This window comes from Streptomyces sp. NBC_00306 (assembly GCF_036169555.1).
GTDB classification, from domain to species: Bacteria; Actinomycetota; Actinomycetes; order Streptomycetales; family Streptomycetaceae; genus Streptomyces; species Streptomyces achmelvichensis.
The window spans coordinates 6,227,437-6,243,553 of the sequence record NZ_CP108032.1 but is presented as its reverse complement, the minus strand read 5'-3'; the positions used below and the strand labels follow the sequence as shown (position 1 = coordinate 6,243,553).

Here is a 16,117-nt window from a genome sequence, read left to right as displayed (position 1 = left end):
GAACCGGCTCATTCCTCCGGTGCCAGGGCGCCCGTGGCCAGGCCGTCACGGGCGACCTCGGCGAGCTGTCGGCTCAGTTCGTCGACCTTGCGCATGCCTTCCTCGAACGCGGACAGGGCGCGGAAGGCGGAGCCGTATCGACGCTGCTCGCCGATGCCCATACGGGGGATACGTGAGCCCCTGCCGTCGAAGCGGTAGGTCCCGCTCGCGCTCGTGGACCTGCGGGCGTTGGCCGAGCTGCGCAGGAACCCTTGCAGATAGTCCGTGTCGAGCTGCTCGCTGGCCGAGACGGGCTCCGGCCCCTCGTACGCCACGAGCCCGGCGCGGGCCAGATCCGCGACGCTGGTGGTGGCGCCGTCCAGCGAGCCCGGCCCGCCGCCCGTCGCGAGTTCGGGCAGAAGGGCGGCGAGTCGACGGATCTGCTCCTCCAACTCCTTGCGCAGGGAGACGTATTCAGCGGGATAGTCGCGGTGCCGGGAACGGAGATGACTCCCAGGTGTCAGGTCGACCGTGTCGTCGAGGAGTTCGATCAGCGGCACGTCGGCAACCTGGTCGGGGCGTGGTTCCAGATCCCCGTCGGGCGGGTTCTCCGTCAGGTCGACCATGCTCACGGTGTGGTGCGTGTCCACCCCTTCCGTGCTCTCGGGACGCTTGAGACACCACAGGTGCACAGGCAGGGCGTGCGAGGTCGCCGTCCCCGGCGGCAGGGCGACCACTTGGCGCACGATGCCCCGGCGGACGAGTTCCGACCGGATGCGGCGGCCGGCCTTGCGGTAGGCGACCGAGGCCGGCATGACCATGAGGACGTGGCCGCCGGGCGCGGTGTGGGCGTAGGCGTGCTGGAGCCAGGCGAGCTCCCCCTCGGCCTTGGACGGGGTACCGAGGTCCCAGCGGGAGTCGAGCAGCAACTCTTCCCGCCCCCACTCGGTCACACCGGCAGGAGGGTCACAGACGACCAGATCCGCGTTGAGGTCCGGCCATTGGTCGGCACGCAGTGAATCGCCTGCCACGATGCGTACACCGGAGCGGCGCAGGAGGTCGGCGCGGAGCTGGGCAAAGCGAGCGCTGTCGCCATCCACCTCCTGGCCGTAGCAACTCCTCCCGGCGTCGGAGGCTACAGACAGGAGGAGCACCCCAATTCCGCAGGCGGGGTCGAAGACCGTGGCGCCGGCCGGCAGTTCGGGGACGAAGTGGCGGACCGCACGCACCACGCGCTCAGGGGTCACCTGGTCGGATCCGGCCCGCCGAGCGGAGTCCATGAACCGTTCGGTAAGTCCGTTCACAAGGTCGACGGACGATCCGGTTCGGGCGAACGCCTGTACGCGGATGGCGACGTCGTCCGGCAGCCCCGGTCCGGTCTGCCCGGTCAGGGCCGCGGCGACCTGCGCCAGGCCGGAGACCATCTGGTCCCCGTATGCAGCCCTCATGGCCTGCCACAACTCGACCTCGGGTGACACCTCCTGGCCCTTGCGCTGCCGGTCCAGCCATTCCTGGACCTCGGTGAGCGCGTAGAGCGGACTGTTCGCGGCACCTCCGGCCGGCGCGGGGAAGTCGTCGTACCGCCGACGCCAGTTGGAGACAGCAGCCCGGGTGACTCCGGCCAGCCGGGCGATCTCGGCGCCGGTGACCAGTGGGCCGACCGATGGAGCGGCGTTGTCCGTCATACCTCCAGCGTACACGGACCGGCACTTACATTCCAGAGAAGATTCCGTTGACAACGTACACATGCAGATGTTTCTCTGCTTTGTGTACTCGATTCCCTCCTGGCCCACGGAGCCTCGCCATGCCCTCGCACACCGAAGTACGTACCGTTTACCGTCTGTCTGGCGTCGCCCCCACCATCGAAGCCATGCTGGATGCCCTCGACGTCGAACTTCTGGACAGCCTCGGTGTAGATCCACATTTACCGGAGGCACTCGGGGTCCCGGCTGTGTACATCACCTGTGGGATGGAACGCGCCGAGGCCCCGTGGTGCGAGCCCATGTCCCGCACCACGGGCATCGCGGTCAACGAGAGCGTCCGCCGCACCGCCGCCGTACTGCTACTCGCAGTCGATGGCGTGGTGTATGCCATCGGTTGCGACCAGGGGTACCGCTTGATCCCTGAACACCTCAAGGACAGGCGTTTCGGTCTCTCGTTCGCCATCCGGCAGATGGACCCGAACTTGATCCGCGGAGCTGTGTCGAGATCTCTCGGGCAGGCACGAACGGACATCTCCCTGGTTCCGGGCGGCGCCTCGGTCCCATTGCTGGGTATTCGCGACCACTCGCGCATCGTGCGCAGCCTGGGCGGATACCTCGACAACCTGCCGCTCACCCGGTCGCGGTACAGCCTCGGCAAGGCCGTGAGCGCCCAGGGCGGGTGCGGGCTGCGGATCGCCCTCGGAATCGAACCCGAAGCCCTGCTCTCCGACCTGCGGACCATCGCCAGGATCTGCCGCGAGGACATCCCGCATCAAGAGCTGGAGTTCATCGACCACATCGTCCCGGTCAGCGACCCGACGACCCTCGACACCCTCGGCGAAACCCTGGACGACCGTCTCGGGCACCCCGACGACGGAAGCATCTCCGTCTGTGTCCCCTCCGAACATCTCACGGCATACGCCGAGGCCACCACGTACATAACCCAGATCAACAGCGACAACGGAGCCCTGCGTTCGGACGACTTCGACCTCGGGTACGTGCTCACCCGGGCCCGGCTCGCACCGTCCGGTGGGCGTCTCAAGGCACTACACGAAGGGACGGTGACCCTGGCCAGGGGCCGCCGGAGGGGGATCGCCGACACGCTCGCCGTCACCAGCGCGCTGACCTGGCTGGAGACCGGCGTGTCCCTCGGCTCCAGACGGTTCTTCCTGATGGACGGCGAGTGGTACGAGGCCGGGGCTGCCTATGTCGAAGAGTGCCGCGCCACGGTGCGGGCGCTGTTCTCTCCTTTGCCTTCCGTCTCCCTCCCCTCCTGGGAGAACGGCGAGTCGGAGAACACCTACAACAACAGAGTGGCTGACGAGTACAACAGCGAGGTGGCTGACGGTCAGCCCCGCTGGCTCTGCCTCGACACCAAGAACGTCGCCAACCCTCTCCGGCCCAGGGACCAGGTCGAGATCTGCGACCTGCTCACGCCCGACGACACCCTGATCCTCGTCAAGCGGGCAGGCGGTTCCGGTCCGCTGAGCCACCTGTTCAGCCAGGCCAGGGTCGCAGTGGAACTGCTCCAGGAGTCCGCCCAGGTCCGCAGCGAGTTCACCGCGAAATTGGCCCGGCTGAGTCGAGGCGCACGCCTACTTCCTGATGACTACACGCCCAAGCGAATCGTCCTTGCGATGCTCCTCAAGAACCGCACGAGCCTGACCCCGGACTCCGTCTTCGGCTTCTCCCAGATCACCATCGCGCAGACCGCGATGGCTCTGGCGGCACGAGGGGTGACTGTCGAGGTCATCGGCATCCCTGAAGGCGGCACCGGTGCACTTTCACAGCGTTAGTGCGAGGTGGAGACCAGTGCAGCGGGATGACGGCCACCGTTGTCTGTTGCCAGCTGCCGTGGAGCACCGCACTTCGACTGCTTGCGTCCTCTCCGCTGCCCAAAGCCGAAACAGTGGCCGTCGGAAGTGCCGGTTCCCTGGGACTTTTCTGGGACTTCCGGCCGCGTCAATACGTACGGATGTGAAACAACCGAAAGGCGATCTGTGCAGTTCAACACCGCGAACCCGCCCAGCGCGCCGGGTCACAGGGCCGCCCGTTCTCTTCCCGGGCATCTGAACCCGCCGCGGGTCCTGCTTCGTGGCGGCGTGCCGGCCGTCGGCCGTGTCACCGGCGTGGTCCGGACCCGGCCGACGGCCGGGAACTCGGGCTCAGTTGGCGGTGCACGCCTCGGCGATCGACAGGCTGTTCTCGTACAGATGGTGCCGGGTGATCCGGCCCTCCCCGACCGTGAGGTGGAGGGCGAAGGGGCCCTCGAAGGTCTTTCCCGTGGCCCGCACGGTTCCCGAGAGATGTCCCATCAGGACGGCGTCGGCGCCGTCCACGAGGAAGGTGTCGACGGAGGCCCGCGCGTCCTCGGCGACCGTGTGCTCGGCGAGGTCGGTGAACTGGGCGGCGCACTCCGCACCGGTGGAGCGCGGGCGGATCCACGGGACGGCGGGGTTCTCGGCGAGCTGCCAGTCGACCTGGTCGGCGAAGATCTCGACGAGCCGCTCGACGTCACCGGCCACCCGGGCGGCGACGAACTCCTGGACGACGTGACGGGTGGCGTCGGCGGTGGAACCCGCGGTGGTGTCGGGGGACGTGAGAGACATGGTGCGCGCTCCTCGGGCCTTGCGGTTCGGGATCCCTCGCCGGGGGTCCCGCTGATGTGTTCCACGGTGCCGTGGTGGCGCGGTGGGGTCGATTACGTCAGGGGTAATGCGGAGCCTGATCGATCAGGCCTCTGCCCCGTGGCCGAGCGCAACCGTGGAGGTCTGCACCGGGGATGGGATTCCGTCGGGGGCGCTGGAGACTTCATAGTTGGGCCAGGCGAGTACGGCAGAGGCTTCTACAGCTGATGAACCGACGTCGCTGCCTGCGGCTCAGCAGTGGATCGAGGTTGACCGTAGGGTGGACCGATGTTCGATCGGCTTGAGATCAGAGTGCTTCCCCGAGGCCCGCGATGGGCTGCGCAGGTGCGGTTTCTGGTCAACGGGGAGGACATCGTGCACGGTGCAGTGAACGGTGTCGTCGGCGAGGGCGGCCGCGGCCCTTTCGCCCAGGATGCACTGCCGGTCGACCGCCCGAGCCCCTTCCGCGCTACGGGAGAGGCTCGGCGTCTCTTCTTCGGCGAAACCGCATGCACGGCTGGCTGCTGCGGCGCATTGAGCGCTGTCGTTCAGCGAACGGAGGGCATCGTGTGCTGGACGGACTGGGAAGCTCCGCGCGGCGAGACCCCTCCGCTTGACCTTCACTTCCTGGGCACCCTCTACGACGCCGAACTGGCTCGGGCAGAGGCTGACCGATCTTGGCGGACGGACACCACCGAACGGACTTGAAAACCGTCGTCGCAGCGATGTCACCGTGGGTTCAAATCCCACACCCACCGCAGGTGAACGGCCTCTGACCAGCCATCTTGGTCAGGGGCCGTCGGCATGTCCAGCCGCCGTGGCTGCCCGGTCTTCCCCGTGAATCCCCGCTCGATCGGGCACGGCAGGGGCACCGCTTGGTCAGAAGGCGCTCTGCCACCAGCGATGGGGTCTGTTGACGTACGGCACGGCGTCGGGACGTTCGAGGATCTTCAGGTCGAGAGGCTGCACGATGCTGCGGAGCTCCAGGGAGCTCTTCTTGGGGAGAGCGCAGATTGCTGGTTCCAGCAGATCTCGCTCGTCCGCCGGCTCGGGGCAACAGTCCGGGACCCCGCACCGATCACTGAACGGCGAAGGGAGCTGATACCTCGGTGCTCGTGCGATGGCAGCCCACCGAGAGAGAGCCTGCTCGACCACGCCGGGTTGGAGTCGCGTCCGCTCCAACTGAATGATCTGTGCCTGAGCTGGGCCGGAAAGCCGACTGATCTTCGAGTAGCTGCCGAGATCTGCGGCAAAGCGCTTGTTGTCGGCTCGGAGGCTTGAGGGGCGCCTACGCGCCATGGACCTTTCGGCTGTGAGTCATGAACGGCAGTCTGACACGCGGCTGGTCGGATGCGAAGGTCGGTGTAGCGGCTTTGGGTGGGGGCTGCCCCGGCGGTCGAGCCAAGTCCCGTTGTCCGCTCGGCGGATCGCCAGGAGCCTGCCGTCGCCGCGCATGACAGCCCCGGCAACGGGCACGGAGTGCAGTGACGTTGACTGGCCTTCGCGCGCGCTATGCCTCGTCCAGTGGAGCCAGGGTGCACGACCCGGTCCGGTGACGGCGCTCACGGACACGGACACGGACACGTGAGCCAGCAGGTCGCCGCCGGCCACGACCATGTGGTGAGGCCCACCGAGGAATCGCGGACGATCAACCACCTGATGGCGATCTGGTGCGAGGCGCCCAGCTCGGTCCTGACAACAACAACGGCCCGGGTCTACGAGCTGGGCCTTTTCATGGAGCGGGTGAAAGGAATCGAACCCGCGCTCTGAGCTTGGGAATCACCGCGCTATGGGGCCACGGCTGCGGCCTGACCTGCGTGGACGGGCGCCTGGGGTAAGTAACTCAAGGGCTTGGTTGAGGGCCCGCCTCGTGCATCGGTGCCACAACCGCCGATCGTCGCCGCCGTCCGTGGTCGTTGCTGTCAGCGAAAGAGCTCCGGCACCGGGCAAACTTCCAAAGGCTCATCCGGCAGGTCGGCCCAGCCCCACCAGACATGCCGACCGGCACACCTCCAGAGCGTCCGGCAGGTCCGCCGGCCATCGTCCTCACGCTTGGAGAGCACGAAGCCGCCTGACTCCATGGGCCGGCCGCACTCGGGACAGGCCGGGGCATCGTCGGTCATGCGGCGCACCCTAACGGAGCGACCGCTTCGTCCCGAAGCAACGTGCGAGGGCGCTCGACCAGGAGCTGGCACGCCTCATACCTGCTGCGATGCTCCGCAGATGTGTGCAGATCTCCGCCGCTGTCTGTCGGCGTTGTCACGCAGTCAGACACTCAGGGTGCTTGATCTCAGGCCACCACTGGACCAGCTCCATGGCATTCGTGGAGCTGCTTCACTTGCTTGACCCAGAAGCCGAACTTCTCATCTGCCGACGCACTGATGGGCAGCAGCTTGAGCTCCTTGGCCAACTGATAGAAGCCGGAGCCGGCGTCGTTGGCACCCAGATAGTTCACCAATGCGGAGAGCATGACAGGCGGGTCCGAGGGGGCAATCTCCTGGTCTCGTTCCACGACCAGTCCGAGCAGGTGCCCCATCGCGGCCCGCTCGTCAGCACGCTCAAAGTCGAAGGGACGGCAGCCTGTTCGCCTGGCCAGAGTCACGTTGAGCTCGGTGTACGAGGTGAGCTTGCCCAGCTTCGCTCGCTCAACGAGGAAGCCACGACCGGCACGTACCAGCTCTTCCCACTCGCTTTCCGCGCGGCCGTATCCAGACATCCCCGCCCCCTGAGCTACGTCGATCCGTGTGCGGGAACGTACAGTGCCGGCGCAGGGCCCACAATCGCTCGATGGGCTACTCCCCGGGTCGATCACATGAGCAACTGGCAGGCGACGGGGAGCTGTTCGTTGTAGAGCCAGGTGAAGGTGCGGTCCGGCTCGAGGTATGCGTCTCCCCAATGAATGGCGTGGATGCCGCTCTCCGGGTGAGCCGTGAAGAACAGGCACACGAGCTTCGTGGCCGCCCCCAGGGCCTCGAAGGTCTCGTGCAGGTCGTCGTACTCCTCCGTCGTCAGGTCGTCGTCGAGAGGAAACAGCCCCTCCGCAGGCTGCGGCCCATGACTCAAGAGCATCCGGCGGCGCGTGGGGGATGCGTTGGAAGCCAACCGGGCACGCTCGAGCGGCCGAGGACGGTCCGAGTACTTGAAGGGGAAGAGCGCGTGGTCGTTGATGACGGCGTATTCGTACCCACGCACGTCCCGCACGGCTTCGTCCAGCCCTCGTGCCGCATCCGCCAGGTTCTCGCGTACGGCCTCGGCCAGGGTGGCACCGTAGGGGCTTCGCTTCTTCAACCGCGCCTCCAGGTGCACGGCATGGGCCCGAGCGTGAGCCTGGGCCAGCTGCACCGGAAGCGCCGCAGCGAGCTGGCCGGCCTTCCGGCCAAACCGCTCCATCGCCCAATCTGAGGGCACGACCTGATCGTCGCCGAACGTAGACATGCAGCGCCTCCCCCTCCCCCGATCACCCCGCCTCTCAACTGTGTGACATGCACGCGATGCGCACACAAGGGAGCAATCCGGCCACGAGGGGGCAGGCCGATCGACGTGTCGTGATCTCCCCTGCCGGCGAACAGCTTGAAGCCGGCGGCGTCCGTGTCAATGGTCATCTCGCCCATGCCCGGCACGGACGCATGAACGGACGCCCAGTACCTGGCTTCTTCGCATGCCCACGCCTACGGAGGGGTATCCAAGAATGGCTGAAGACCTGGCTTACACGCGGCCACGTGCCGAGCCGTCCCTTTACACACGCAGAGCCGAGCACGGTATCGCTTTCCGGACGAAGTGGGGGCGCATGGAAAGCCTGATCAGTCCTCTAATTCTGGCTGTCTTCGGAATTCTCGGAACTCTGCTTTCGCCCATCGTAACCGTGCGAGTGACAGCCCGCATGCAGCGAGAACTCGCTGACCAGCAGTCAAGGCAGGCGCGAGAATTGCGGGACCGCGACGACTCAAATGCCGCACTGGCAGCAAAGCGAGCGTGCTATGTCACGGTTTCAAGCGCACGCTGGTATCGAATAGCACAGATGAACTACCTTCACGCCCTGCACGAGGATCGCTTGCAAGAAGACGATCGCAACGAATTTCATGCAGCCCGTCGAGCCTACGCAGCGGCATTAGCGGAAGGTCAACTCGTAGCATCTCGCGCAGTTCTGGACGAAATGGAAATAGTCTTCTCCGGATTGTCTCGAACCTTCCAAAGGATCAAGCGTCTGGAACGAGGGGACGCCGAGGAAGGGGGTTCATTCGACGAAATCCGCACTGACTTGCTGGCGCTCTGGGAAAAGTGGATCGGCCTGAGAGACGCCATGCGCCAGGACCTCGGAACACACAACCCGTAGATGGTCGTGGGGAGTTCGACTCAATTCGCGGGGAGTTGTCGCGGTCGGTCAACTCGCCCCGTCTCTCGATTGACCGGCCGCTGAGGTTCTGCGTCGACCGGCGCTGTACGTGCCTGGTGGTGTCTGTCGCTGATGTCAGAAATCTGGGCACCCTTTGCAGACATGGCTGGTGCATGACCGTGGACTAGCCTCGTGTCAGCAGGGCGACGGCCGCCACCAGTCCCGTCAGGCCTGCTACTGCAAGCATGGCGCCTATCACTCGCACACCACCGAAGTCCTGCGCACGGGCCTGCTGCGCGGGCCACCCCTGGAGCCCGGACCTGACCACTTCGCGGAACCAGCCGGACCCCTTCTGCGAGGAGAGTACCGACCCCATGAGCAGTGCGACCACTCCCCAGATCAACAGGAACACTTGACCGCCATGGATGGCCTGGGCACTGAGCTGCATGACACGCATCCTGACGCGTCGCCCTGAGCGCGTCAACGATCACCCTCGCCCACCACTCTCCCCAGCTCCCATCCCGCCTGCCGTCGACCCGCGCACCGTGAAGCGGGCGTGGTTCAGGTCGTCAAGGTGGAGCGCGCCACTGTACGAACGACCTGCCTGGGCCCGGTCTGCACCGCCGGGAGGGGAGCCCCCGCACCAACCCCACTCACGGCCGGCACTCGCGAACGGCGCAAGCGCCGTCTGCCGTTCCTGATCCACCCCGGTCGCCGGCTGTCCGCACTCCAAGGCGAGCAGCGACCCGCAGGGCCGGCACGCACCGATGAAGACGCGCCGGCGCGGAAGTCCCCCCGCCGGAGGCGTATCTCCGCAGGGCGGGTTTCCTCCAGCGGGCGCGTTCAGCGTGCACGGAGGACCGGACGAAGGAGCGGCCCCCTTGTGCAGCGCACCTTCCGCGGGCACTGCCGGGGCCGCTCCCCGGTCCTTGCTGGAATCCGATGCAGGTACCGGTATTTCACTGGCCAGTTGTCGCCGAGGCCACGCACTCCTGGAACGGGTTCTGTTGCAGGCACTTCGGAAGCGAGTCGTCCCACTGGGTCAGCTTCTTTGTTGCCTCAGACCGTTGCTCGGACGAGGATTTCGGGTTCTGGGCCGCCTTCAGCGTGTTGTTCACCTGGTTCGCAAAGTTCGTTGCCGCCTTCTGCTGCGCCGGTGGCGTACCAGCCTTCAGAGAAGCAACCAGGATCTCCGACGTCGACTTCACGACATTGGTCGCCGACACCTTGACCGACGACGGCGCATCCGACTTCAGCACGTCCACCAGGACACTCGTCGTCGTCTCCACAGTGTTCGTCACCGCGACCTTCACCGCCGGCGACGCGTCCGACTTCAGCACGTCCACCAGAACGCTCGTCGTCGTCTTCACCGTGTTCGTCACCGCGACCTTCACCGCCGGCGACGCACCGGACTTCAGGACGTCGACCAGGACACTCGTCGTCGTCTCCACGGTGTTCGTCACCGCGACCTTCACGGACGACGGCGCGTCCGACTTCAGCACGTCCACCAGCACACTCGTGGTCGTCTTCACCGTGTTCGTCACCGCGACCTTCACCGACGGCGACGCGTCCGACTTCAGCACGTCGACCAGAACGCTCGTCGTCGTCTCCACCGTGTTCGTCACAGCGATCTTGACTGCGGGCGAAGCATTGGACTTCAGGACGTCGACCAGCACGCTCGTCGACTGCTTCACCGTGTTCGACACAGCGATCTTGACCGACGACGGCGCGTCCGACTTCAGCACGTCCACCAGCACGCTCGTGGTCGTCTTCACCGTGTTCGTCACCGCGACCTTCACCGACGACGGCGCATCCGACTTCAGCACGTCCACGAGGACACTCGTCGTCGTCTCCACGGTGTTGTTCACGGCCACCTTGACCGACGAGGGCGCATCCGACTTCCCGACATCCACCAGGACATCCGTCGACTGCTCCACGGTGTTGGTCACTGCCGCCTTCACCTCGGGCGACGCATTCGACTTGTCGACATTCGCCAGGACGTCCGACGACTGCTTCACGATGTTCGCCAGCGTGACCCGCTCTGCGAGCGGTGTGTTCGGGTTCTCGATCACCTTGAGCGTGTCGTTCAGCTTGGTTGCCGTCTCCTTGAGCTCTTGTGGGGCGTCCTGCTGATTCGTCAGTTCCTGAACGTCCTTCTTCAGGTCAGGAGTCAGCTTCTTCAAGTCCGCCTCCTGCTCCGCCGGGGGCGGCGGGGGCTGCTGCTCTTCCTCCTGGGGCGGCGGGGGCTGCTGCTCCTCCTCCTGGGGCGGAGGTGGAGGCTGCTGCTCCTCCTGCGGGGGCGGAGGCGGTGGCTGCTCCTGCTCCTCCTGGGGCGGCGGAGGCGGCTGCTCCTGCTCCTGCGGGGGCGGCGGAGGCTGCTCTTCTTCCGCCGGCGGTGGAGAAGGAGGACTTGGTGCGGCCGGCAGCGCGGTCGCTGCTTCAGCGCGTGCTTGGGGTGCTGCCTCAGCACTCGCCAGGCCCGGCGACAGCGCGAGCGCCGCAGCCAGGCAGGAGGCACCGACGAAACGGAAGACTTGTTGCTGGGCAGTTCTCGACATGGCTGTTCCAAGTGTGCTCTGCACGTACTTTCTTGGCGCCCCGAGGAACCCGGTTCTGAAGGCGGCGACTGCCCGTGGCATGGAGATCTACAGCTCAACGATGCACAGGCGATACAAGAACCACTCTTCTCCTCCTCAAGGGATCTCGCAACGCGGGAGAACCGGGGACAGACCCGGCAGATCACCCCTGACGGACTCTCACCTGTGACGCAGGACGGCAGGGGCTCATGGCACCCGCTCCCACTCCGAAATCAAGGGAGACCGGTGTCATACGACAGGCCTGCGGGACCCGTCTCCTGAGCGAACAGCCCCGTCCTCGCAGACACTTCAAGGAGCGCCCCATGCCCAGGAATCGCACCCGTCTCGCCGCCGCCGGCCTCGCGCTCGTAGGAGCCGCCACCATGACCGGTGTCGCCGCGGGGACCGCCCACGCGGGGGCTTCGGGGTTCTATGTGTCGTTGCAGCCGAACAGCAACGTCCGTACAGGACCCTTCGTCGTGGCCAGACTGCTCACCAACACGGGCCCCACGGTGGACCGCTTCTACATGGACGGCGTCTGCTACCTGGAAGGCGACCGCGTCACGGCCGGCGGCTACACCACCGACATCTGGTACCGGGGAACGGTCTTCGACAGTGCCTCTCCCGCCACCTATCGGACCGCTTGGGTGTGGGGCGGCAATGTGAACATCGGGAAGGACCCCTCGGACTCCGTCGACCAGTGCTGACATCCCCCGGCGACGAGCCCCCGGTCGCCCTCGGCCCTTCGGCCGCGTCCCGTGCGTCGCACGCTCACTCCTCCCCCGGCGCCTTGCGCCGGATCCTCACCGCCATCAGGGCCACGTCGTCCTCCGCGTGCGCCGCGTCCAGCTCACGCAGGACCTCGTCCACCAGGTCGTCCAGCGAGCCCTTCGGGTCGGGGCGGACCGCGGCCAGGCGGGCGAGGGAGGCGTCGATGTCCTCGCCGCGGCGCTCCACCAGGCCGTCCGTGAACAGCAGGAGCGTGTCCCCGGGGTCGAGGGCGCGGGACAGGATGTCGTAGCCGCCGAGGCCCGTGCCGAGCGGGGGGCCGACCGGGACGCGGATCAGGTCCCCGACTCCCTCGCGGTTGAAGACCACCGGCGGGAGGTGGCCGGCGCTGGAGAAGGTGGCGAGCCCTCGGGCGGGGTCGAGACGGGCCAGCAGGCAGGTCGCCGGGCGGCGGGTGTCGGCGTCGGAGATGTCCTGGTCGAGGCGGCGCAGGACGCGGTGCGGCGGGAGGTCGGCGGAGGCGAAGTCCCGCAGGGCCGAGCGGTAGCTGTTCATGTCGACCGCGGCCTCGACGCCGTGGCCCATGACGTCGCCCATGGCCAGCAGGGTGCGGCCGAAGTGCAGCCGTACGGTCTCGAACCAGTCGCCGCCCACCAGCGTTCCCATGCCCGAGGGCAGGTAGCGGGTGGCGAGCTGGAGGTTGGGGTGCGGCAGGCCGGGGTCGGTCAGCAGGGCCCGCTGGAGTTCGACCGCCGTGCGCTGGGCCTGGGCGAACATCCGGGCGTGCTCGATGGCGACGGCCGCCCGCCGGGCCGCGGACTGGGCGATCAGCAGATCGCGGTCGGTGAAGTCCCCCTCGGCGCGGGCGAGGGTCACGGCGCCCAGGACGCGGCCCTTCAGCGTGAGCGGCAGGGCGAGCCGTCCTTCGACGAGGACCGGGCGGCCGCGCAGGACGGCCCGGGGCGGGTGGTCCGGCAGCAGTTCGACCCTCCCGGCGGAGGCCACCCGGTCCGCCACGGGGCTGGTGTGGGCCGCCGGATCCTCCGGCAGCAGGTCGACGGCGGCCGCGTCGGCCAGTTCGGTGTGCAGGAAGCTGACGACTTCCGATGAGGTGGCCCGCTCGTCCAGGGTCGTGCCGATCCGGTCGGCGGCCTCGGCGATGCGGAGCCGGTCGGTCGTGGTGACGGTCTCGGTGACCAGCACCACCACACCCAGTACCTCGCCGTGGACGGTGAGCCGCTCCCAGGTGCAGCGTGTGGCGGGCGTAGCGAACGAACGGGTGTGGCCGTCGGCGAGCACGGCGGCCGACAGGGGTGCGGCGCCGACGCTGAGCGCCGCGCGGGCGCTGATGCCGCGGCCCTCCAGACCCGCGCGTACTTCGCCCGAGATCCGGCAGTAGGACGGGTCGGCGAAGAGGTATTTCATGTCCGTATCGAGCACGGCGAGACCCACCGCCTGGGACGCACCCCCGTCTCCGTCAGGCGAGTCGGCACGCACACGATCACCTCCTCCGTCACCGGCGATGATCTCAGTCTCGTGCGCCCCACGGGACACCGCATCCGGCCTGCCGACCGTGGGACGGAAGGGCCTGGTAAGGGGGGGTGGTGGCAGGAGGTGACGACGGGCGGGTGGTGTCAGGGGCCGGGGGTCACACCGCCCTTCAGCCGTTCCAGGTCGGAGGGACGGACCTGGATCACCAGGAGAGCGATCACGGCGGCGATCAACGTGAAGATCGCGGCCACCACGAAGGCCGCGGAGACCCCGGAGGTCAGCACCTCGTCGCCCCAGTGCGCCGGCAGCTGCCCCGTCCGCTGGAAGATCAGCCGTTCCGCGGGGGTGGCATTGGTCATGAAGTCCGCGATCTGGTCCTCGGCCTCGTTGCGGCTGGCGGTGCCGAACACCGTGACCAGGATGGACAGTCCCAGTGAACCGCCCACCTGCTGGGTGGCGTTGAGGAGGCCGGAGGCCGCTCCCGTCTCGGCCGGCGCCACTCCCGAGACCGCCATCAGCGTCAGCGAGACGAACTGCATGCCCATACCGAGGCTGAAGATCAGCATGGGTCCGAGGATGCTGCCGAGATACGTGGAGTGGATGTCGGTCTGCGTCAGCCAGCCGAGCCCCGCCGCGGCGAGGATCGCACCGGTCACCATGAAGGGTTTCGGCCCGAATCTCGGCAGGAGTTGGGAGGCAAGTCCCGCGCCCACGGCGATGACGGCGCTGACGGGCAGGAAGGCGAGACCGGCCATGAGCGGGCTGAAGTCGAGGACGTTCTGGACGAAGAGCGTGAGGAAGAAGAACATGCCGAAGATCGCTGCCGCGAGGCTCAGCATGATGCCGTACGTGCCCGCGCGGTTGCGGTCGGCGAACATGTGCAGCGGTGTGATGGGCTGGGACGAGCGGCGCTCGACCATGATGAACGACGCGAGCAGCACCACCGCCGCCGCGAACGAGCCGAGCGTGACCGGATCGCGCCAGCCTTCCTGGGCGGCCCGGATGAAGCCGTAGACCAGCGCGACCATGCCGAGGGTGGAGGTCAGTGCCCCGAGGAGGTCGAAGTTTCCGGGGTGGCGTTCGGACTCGTTGATGTGCCGGGGGGTCAGCAGCACGATGATCAGGGCGATCGGCACATTGACGAAGAACACCCAGCGCCAGTTGAGCCATTCGACGAGCATGCCGCCCGCGAGCAGGCCGATCGCTCCGCCGCCCGCGGACACGGCCGCGAACACGCCGAACGCCCGGTTGCGGGCCGGGCCTTCGGGGAACGTCGTGGTGATCAGCGAGAGAGCGGTCGGCGACGCGATGGCGCCGCCGACGCCCTGGAGGGCGCGTGCGGCGAGGAGTTGGGCCTCGTTCTGGGCGAATCCGCCGAGGAACGAGGCGAGTGCGAAGAGCAGCACACCGAAGATGAAGACCCGGCGCCGGCCGAGGATGTCACCTGCGCGTCCGCCGAGCAGGAGCAGTCCGCCGAAGGTCAGGGTGTAGGCATTGACCACCCAGGCCAGGCTCGTCGTGGAGAAGTCCAGCGAGCTCTGGATGTGGGGGAGCGCGATGTTCACGATGGTGATGTCGAGAACCACCATGAGCTGGCAGGACGCTATGACGAGAAGAGCTATTCCGTGGCCTCCGCCGGAGTCCGGCGTGGTGGCCGGCGAGGCGGGTGTCGGCTGCGAGCTCGTCATGGCGCATCGTGCCCTCACACAGCGGTGAGCAGACGGTTCCGTCCACTCATCGACGGTAAACCCGGGCACCCGGCGCCACCAGTCGATCAACAGCCCCCGGCGGTGGGCTCCGCGGTGAACGCGCGCAGGGCGCTCGCGAGCCGCTGCGGCTGGTCCTCCGCGACGAGGGTACGGCTGTCGTCGATCTCCAGCAGGCGTCCCCGGGGCAGCAGTTCGGCCAGCCGCCGGCCGTGCTCACGCGGCATCATCCGGTCCTCGGTGGCCCAGACCACCAGGGCGGGACGGCCGAAGGCCCGCAGTCCGTCGACTGCTTCGAGCAGTTCGGTCCTGCGGACGGCGTTGCCGTAGCGCCGGAAGTCGGCCCGGATCGCCTTGTCGGTCAGCAACGGCCGCAGCCAGGCGTCGACGACGTCGTCCGGTACTCCGTGCTTGGTGAGCGCGCCGAAACCGACGGGCAGCCGGCGCAGCGGCTTCAGAGCGAGCGTGCGCACCAGCAGGCCGACACCGCCCGGGACTTTGCAGGCCGCCGAGATCATCTTGCCCGGCAGACCGGGCGGGTAGTTGTCGAAGGCCTCGCAGGAGATGAGCACCAGCCGCGCGAGCCGTTCCGGATGCCGGCCGGCGACGGTCTGGGCGCGTCCGCAGTCGCTCTCGACGAGGGTCACTTCGCGCAGATCGAGCCTGTCCAGGAACTCCGCGATCAGCTCGTTGACGGAGTCGGGGCTCAGCGGGACGTCCGGGCGCATGGGCGTGCGGTGGGCACCGTAGGGCAGGGTCGGGGCGATGCAGCGGTGGTCCCGGCGCAGATCCGCGATCACCTTGCGCCAGACCGTCGCGTCGTGGACGAGACCGTGCAGCAGAACGACGACGGGACCGGAACCGCCGGTGTCCTCGTAGGCGATCGTCCCGGCCCGCAGCTCGATCTCCGGCATGGCATGTCCCCCTGGTCCCAGGTCGTCACGGCGTCACGGCGTCACGGCGTCGCGGGGAG

General features: G+C 67.6%; 14 protein-coding genes and 1 pseudogene. 4 read left to right on the top strand and 11 right to left on the bottom strand.

The features are described 5' to 3' along the window. Nucleotides 1-8: 8 nt before the first annotated feature. Nucleotides 9-1,664: an N-6 DNA methylase gene (locus tag OHA05_RS27860; protein ID WP_328862016.1), complete on the bottom strand. Its 1,656-nt coding sequence runs from the start codon at nucleotides 1,662-1,664 to the stop codon at nucleotides 9-11. 119 nt (nucleotides 1,665-1,783) lie between these two features. Here OHA05_RS27860 and OHA05_RS27855 point away from each other — a divergent pair, with 119 nt between their 5' ends. Continuing rightward, entirely contained in the window at nucleotides 1,784-3,478 is a 1,695-nt protein-coding gene (locus OHA05_RS27855) for a TIGR04141 family sporadically distributed protein (RefSeq protein WP_328862015.1), read from the top strand. 369 nt (nucleotides 3,479-3,847) lie between these two features. Here the strand turns inward: OHA05_RS27855 and OHA05_RS27850 are convergent, their stop codons facing one another. Both OHA05_RS27850 and OHA05_RS27845 read right to left on the bottom strand, forming a co-directional pair. Continuing rightward, nucleotides 3,848-4,291 carry a nuclear transport factor 2 family protein gene (locus tag OHA05_RS27850; RefSeq protein ID WP_328862014.1) on the bottom strand — a complete coding sequence of 148 codons (444 nt, stop codon included), beginning with the start codon at nucleotides 4,289-4,291 and terminating at the stop codon, nucleotides 3,848-3,850. Nucleotides 4,292-5,710: 1,419 nt separating this feature from the next. Next, nucleotides 5,711-5,794, bottom strand: a pseudogene (locus OHA05_RS27845) (NUDIX hydrolase); the annotation flags it as partial. Nucleotides 5,795-5,893: 99 nt separating this feature from the next. Here OHA05_RS27845 and OHA05_RS27840 point away from each other — a divergent pair. Continuing rightward, nucleotides 5,894-6,079: a hypothetical protein gene (locus OHA05_RS27840; RefSeq protein WP_328862013.1), complete on the top strand. Its 186-nt coding sequence runs from the start codon at nucleotides 5,894-5,896 to the stop codon at nucleotides 6,077-6,079. A 152-nt stretch (nucleotides 6,080-6,231) separates the two neighbouring features. On the opposite strand, the gene OHA05_RS27835 is transcribed toward OHA05_RS27840, so the two are convergent. The 3 genes from OHA05_RS27835 to OHA05_RS27825 form a co-directional block, all read right to left on the bottom strand. Next, nucleotides 6,232-6,432, bottom strand: a complete 201-nt coding sequence (locus tag OHA05_RS27835) for a dehydrogenase (RefSeq protein WP_328862012.1) — start codon at nucleotides 6,430-6,432, stop codon at nucleotides 6,232-6,234. 167 nt (nucleotides 6,433-6,599) lie between these two features. Next, nucleotides 6,600-7,025, bottom strand: a complete 426-nt coding sequence (locus OHA05_RS27830; RefSeq protein ID WP_328862011.1) for a hypothetical protein — start codon at nucleotides 7,023-7,025, stop codon at nucleotides 6,600-6,602. Between the two features lie 92 nt (nucleotides 7,026-7,117). Next, the gene (locus OHA05_RS27825) at nucleotides 7,118-7,744 is read right to left on the bottom strand and encodes a hypothetical protein (RefSeq protein ID WP_313943554.1); all 627 of its coding nucleotides are present in this window, start codon (nucleotides 7,742-7,744) and stop codon (nucleotides 7,118-7,120) included. 352 nt (nucleotides 7,745-8,096) lie between these two features. Between OHA05_RS27825 and OHA05_RS27820 the strand changes: the two genes are divergently transcribed. Further along, nucleotides 8,097-8,642, top strand: a complete 546-nt coding sequence (locus OHA05_RS27820) for a hypothetical protein (protein ID WP_313943555.1) — start codon at nucleotides 8,097-8,099, stop codon at nucleotides 8,640-8,642. 184 nt (nucleotides 8,643-8,826) lie between these two features. On the opposite strand, the gene OHA05_RS27815 is transcribed toward OHA05_RS27820, so the two are convergent. Beyond that, a complete protein-coding gene (locus OHA05_RS27815; protein WP_328862010.1) occupies nucleotides 8,827-9,090 on the bottom strand; it encodes a hypothetical protein in 264 nt (87 codons plus the stop codon). A gap of 511 nt (nucleotides 9,091-9,601) precedes the next feature. Then, nucleotides 9,602-11,200, bottom strand: coding sequence for a hypothetical protein (locus OHA05_RS27810; protein ID WP_328862009.1), 1,599 nt, complete (start codon nucleotides 11,198-11,200; stop codon nucleotides 9,602-9,604). Nucleotides 11,201-11,541: 341 nt separating this feature from the next. On the opposite strand from OHA05_RS27810, the gene OHA05_RS27805 reads away from it, so the two are divergent. After that, nucleotides 11,542-11,925 carry a hypothetical protein gene (locus OHA05_RS27805; protein ID WP_313943559.1) on the top strand — a complete coding sequence of 128 codons (384 nt, stop codon included), beginning with the start codon at nucleotides 11,542-11,544 and terminating at the stop codon, nucleotides 11,923-11,925. Nucleotides 11,926-11,989: 64 nt separating this feature from the next. Here OHA05_RS27805 and OHA05_RS27800 read toward each other — a convergent pair whose 3' ends face one another. From OHA05_RS27800 to OHA05_RS27790, 3 genes are all read right to left on the bottom strand, one after another. After that, complete coding sequence (locus tag OHA05_RS27800) at nucleotides 11,990-13,444, bottom strand: PP2C family protein-serine/threonine phosphatase (RefSeq protein WP_328862008.1); 1,455 nt, start codon at nucleotides 13,442-13,444, stop codon at nucleotides 11,990-11,992. Between the two features lie 137 nt (nucleotides 13,445-13,581). Then, the gene (locus tag OHA05_RS27795; RefSeq protein ID WP_313943561.1) at nucleotides 13,582-15,126 is read right to left on the bottom strand and encodes an MFS transporter; all 1,545 of its coding nucleotides are present in this window, start codon (nucleotides 15,124-15,126) and stop codon (nucleotides 13,582-13,584) included. An 86-nt stretch (nucleotides 15,127-15,212) separates the two neighbouring features. Continuing rightward, on the bottom strand, nucleotides 15,213-16,058 hold the full coding sequence (locus OHA05_RS27790; RefSeq protein ID WP_328862007.1) for an alpha/beta fold hydrolase: 846 nt from the start codon (nucleotides 16,056-16,058) through the stop codon (nucleotides 15,213-15,215). Nucleotides 16,059-16,117: the final 59 nt, after the last annotated feature.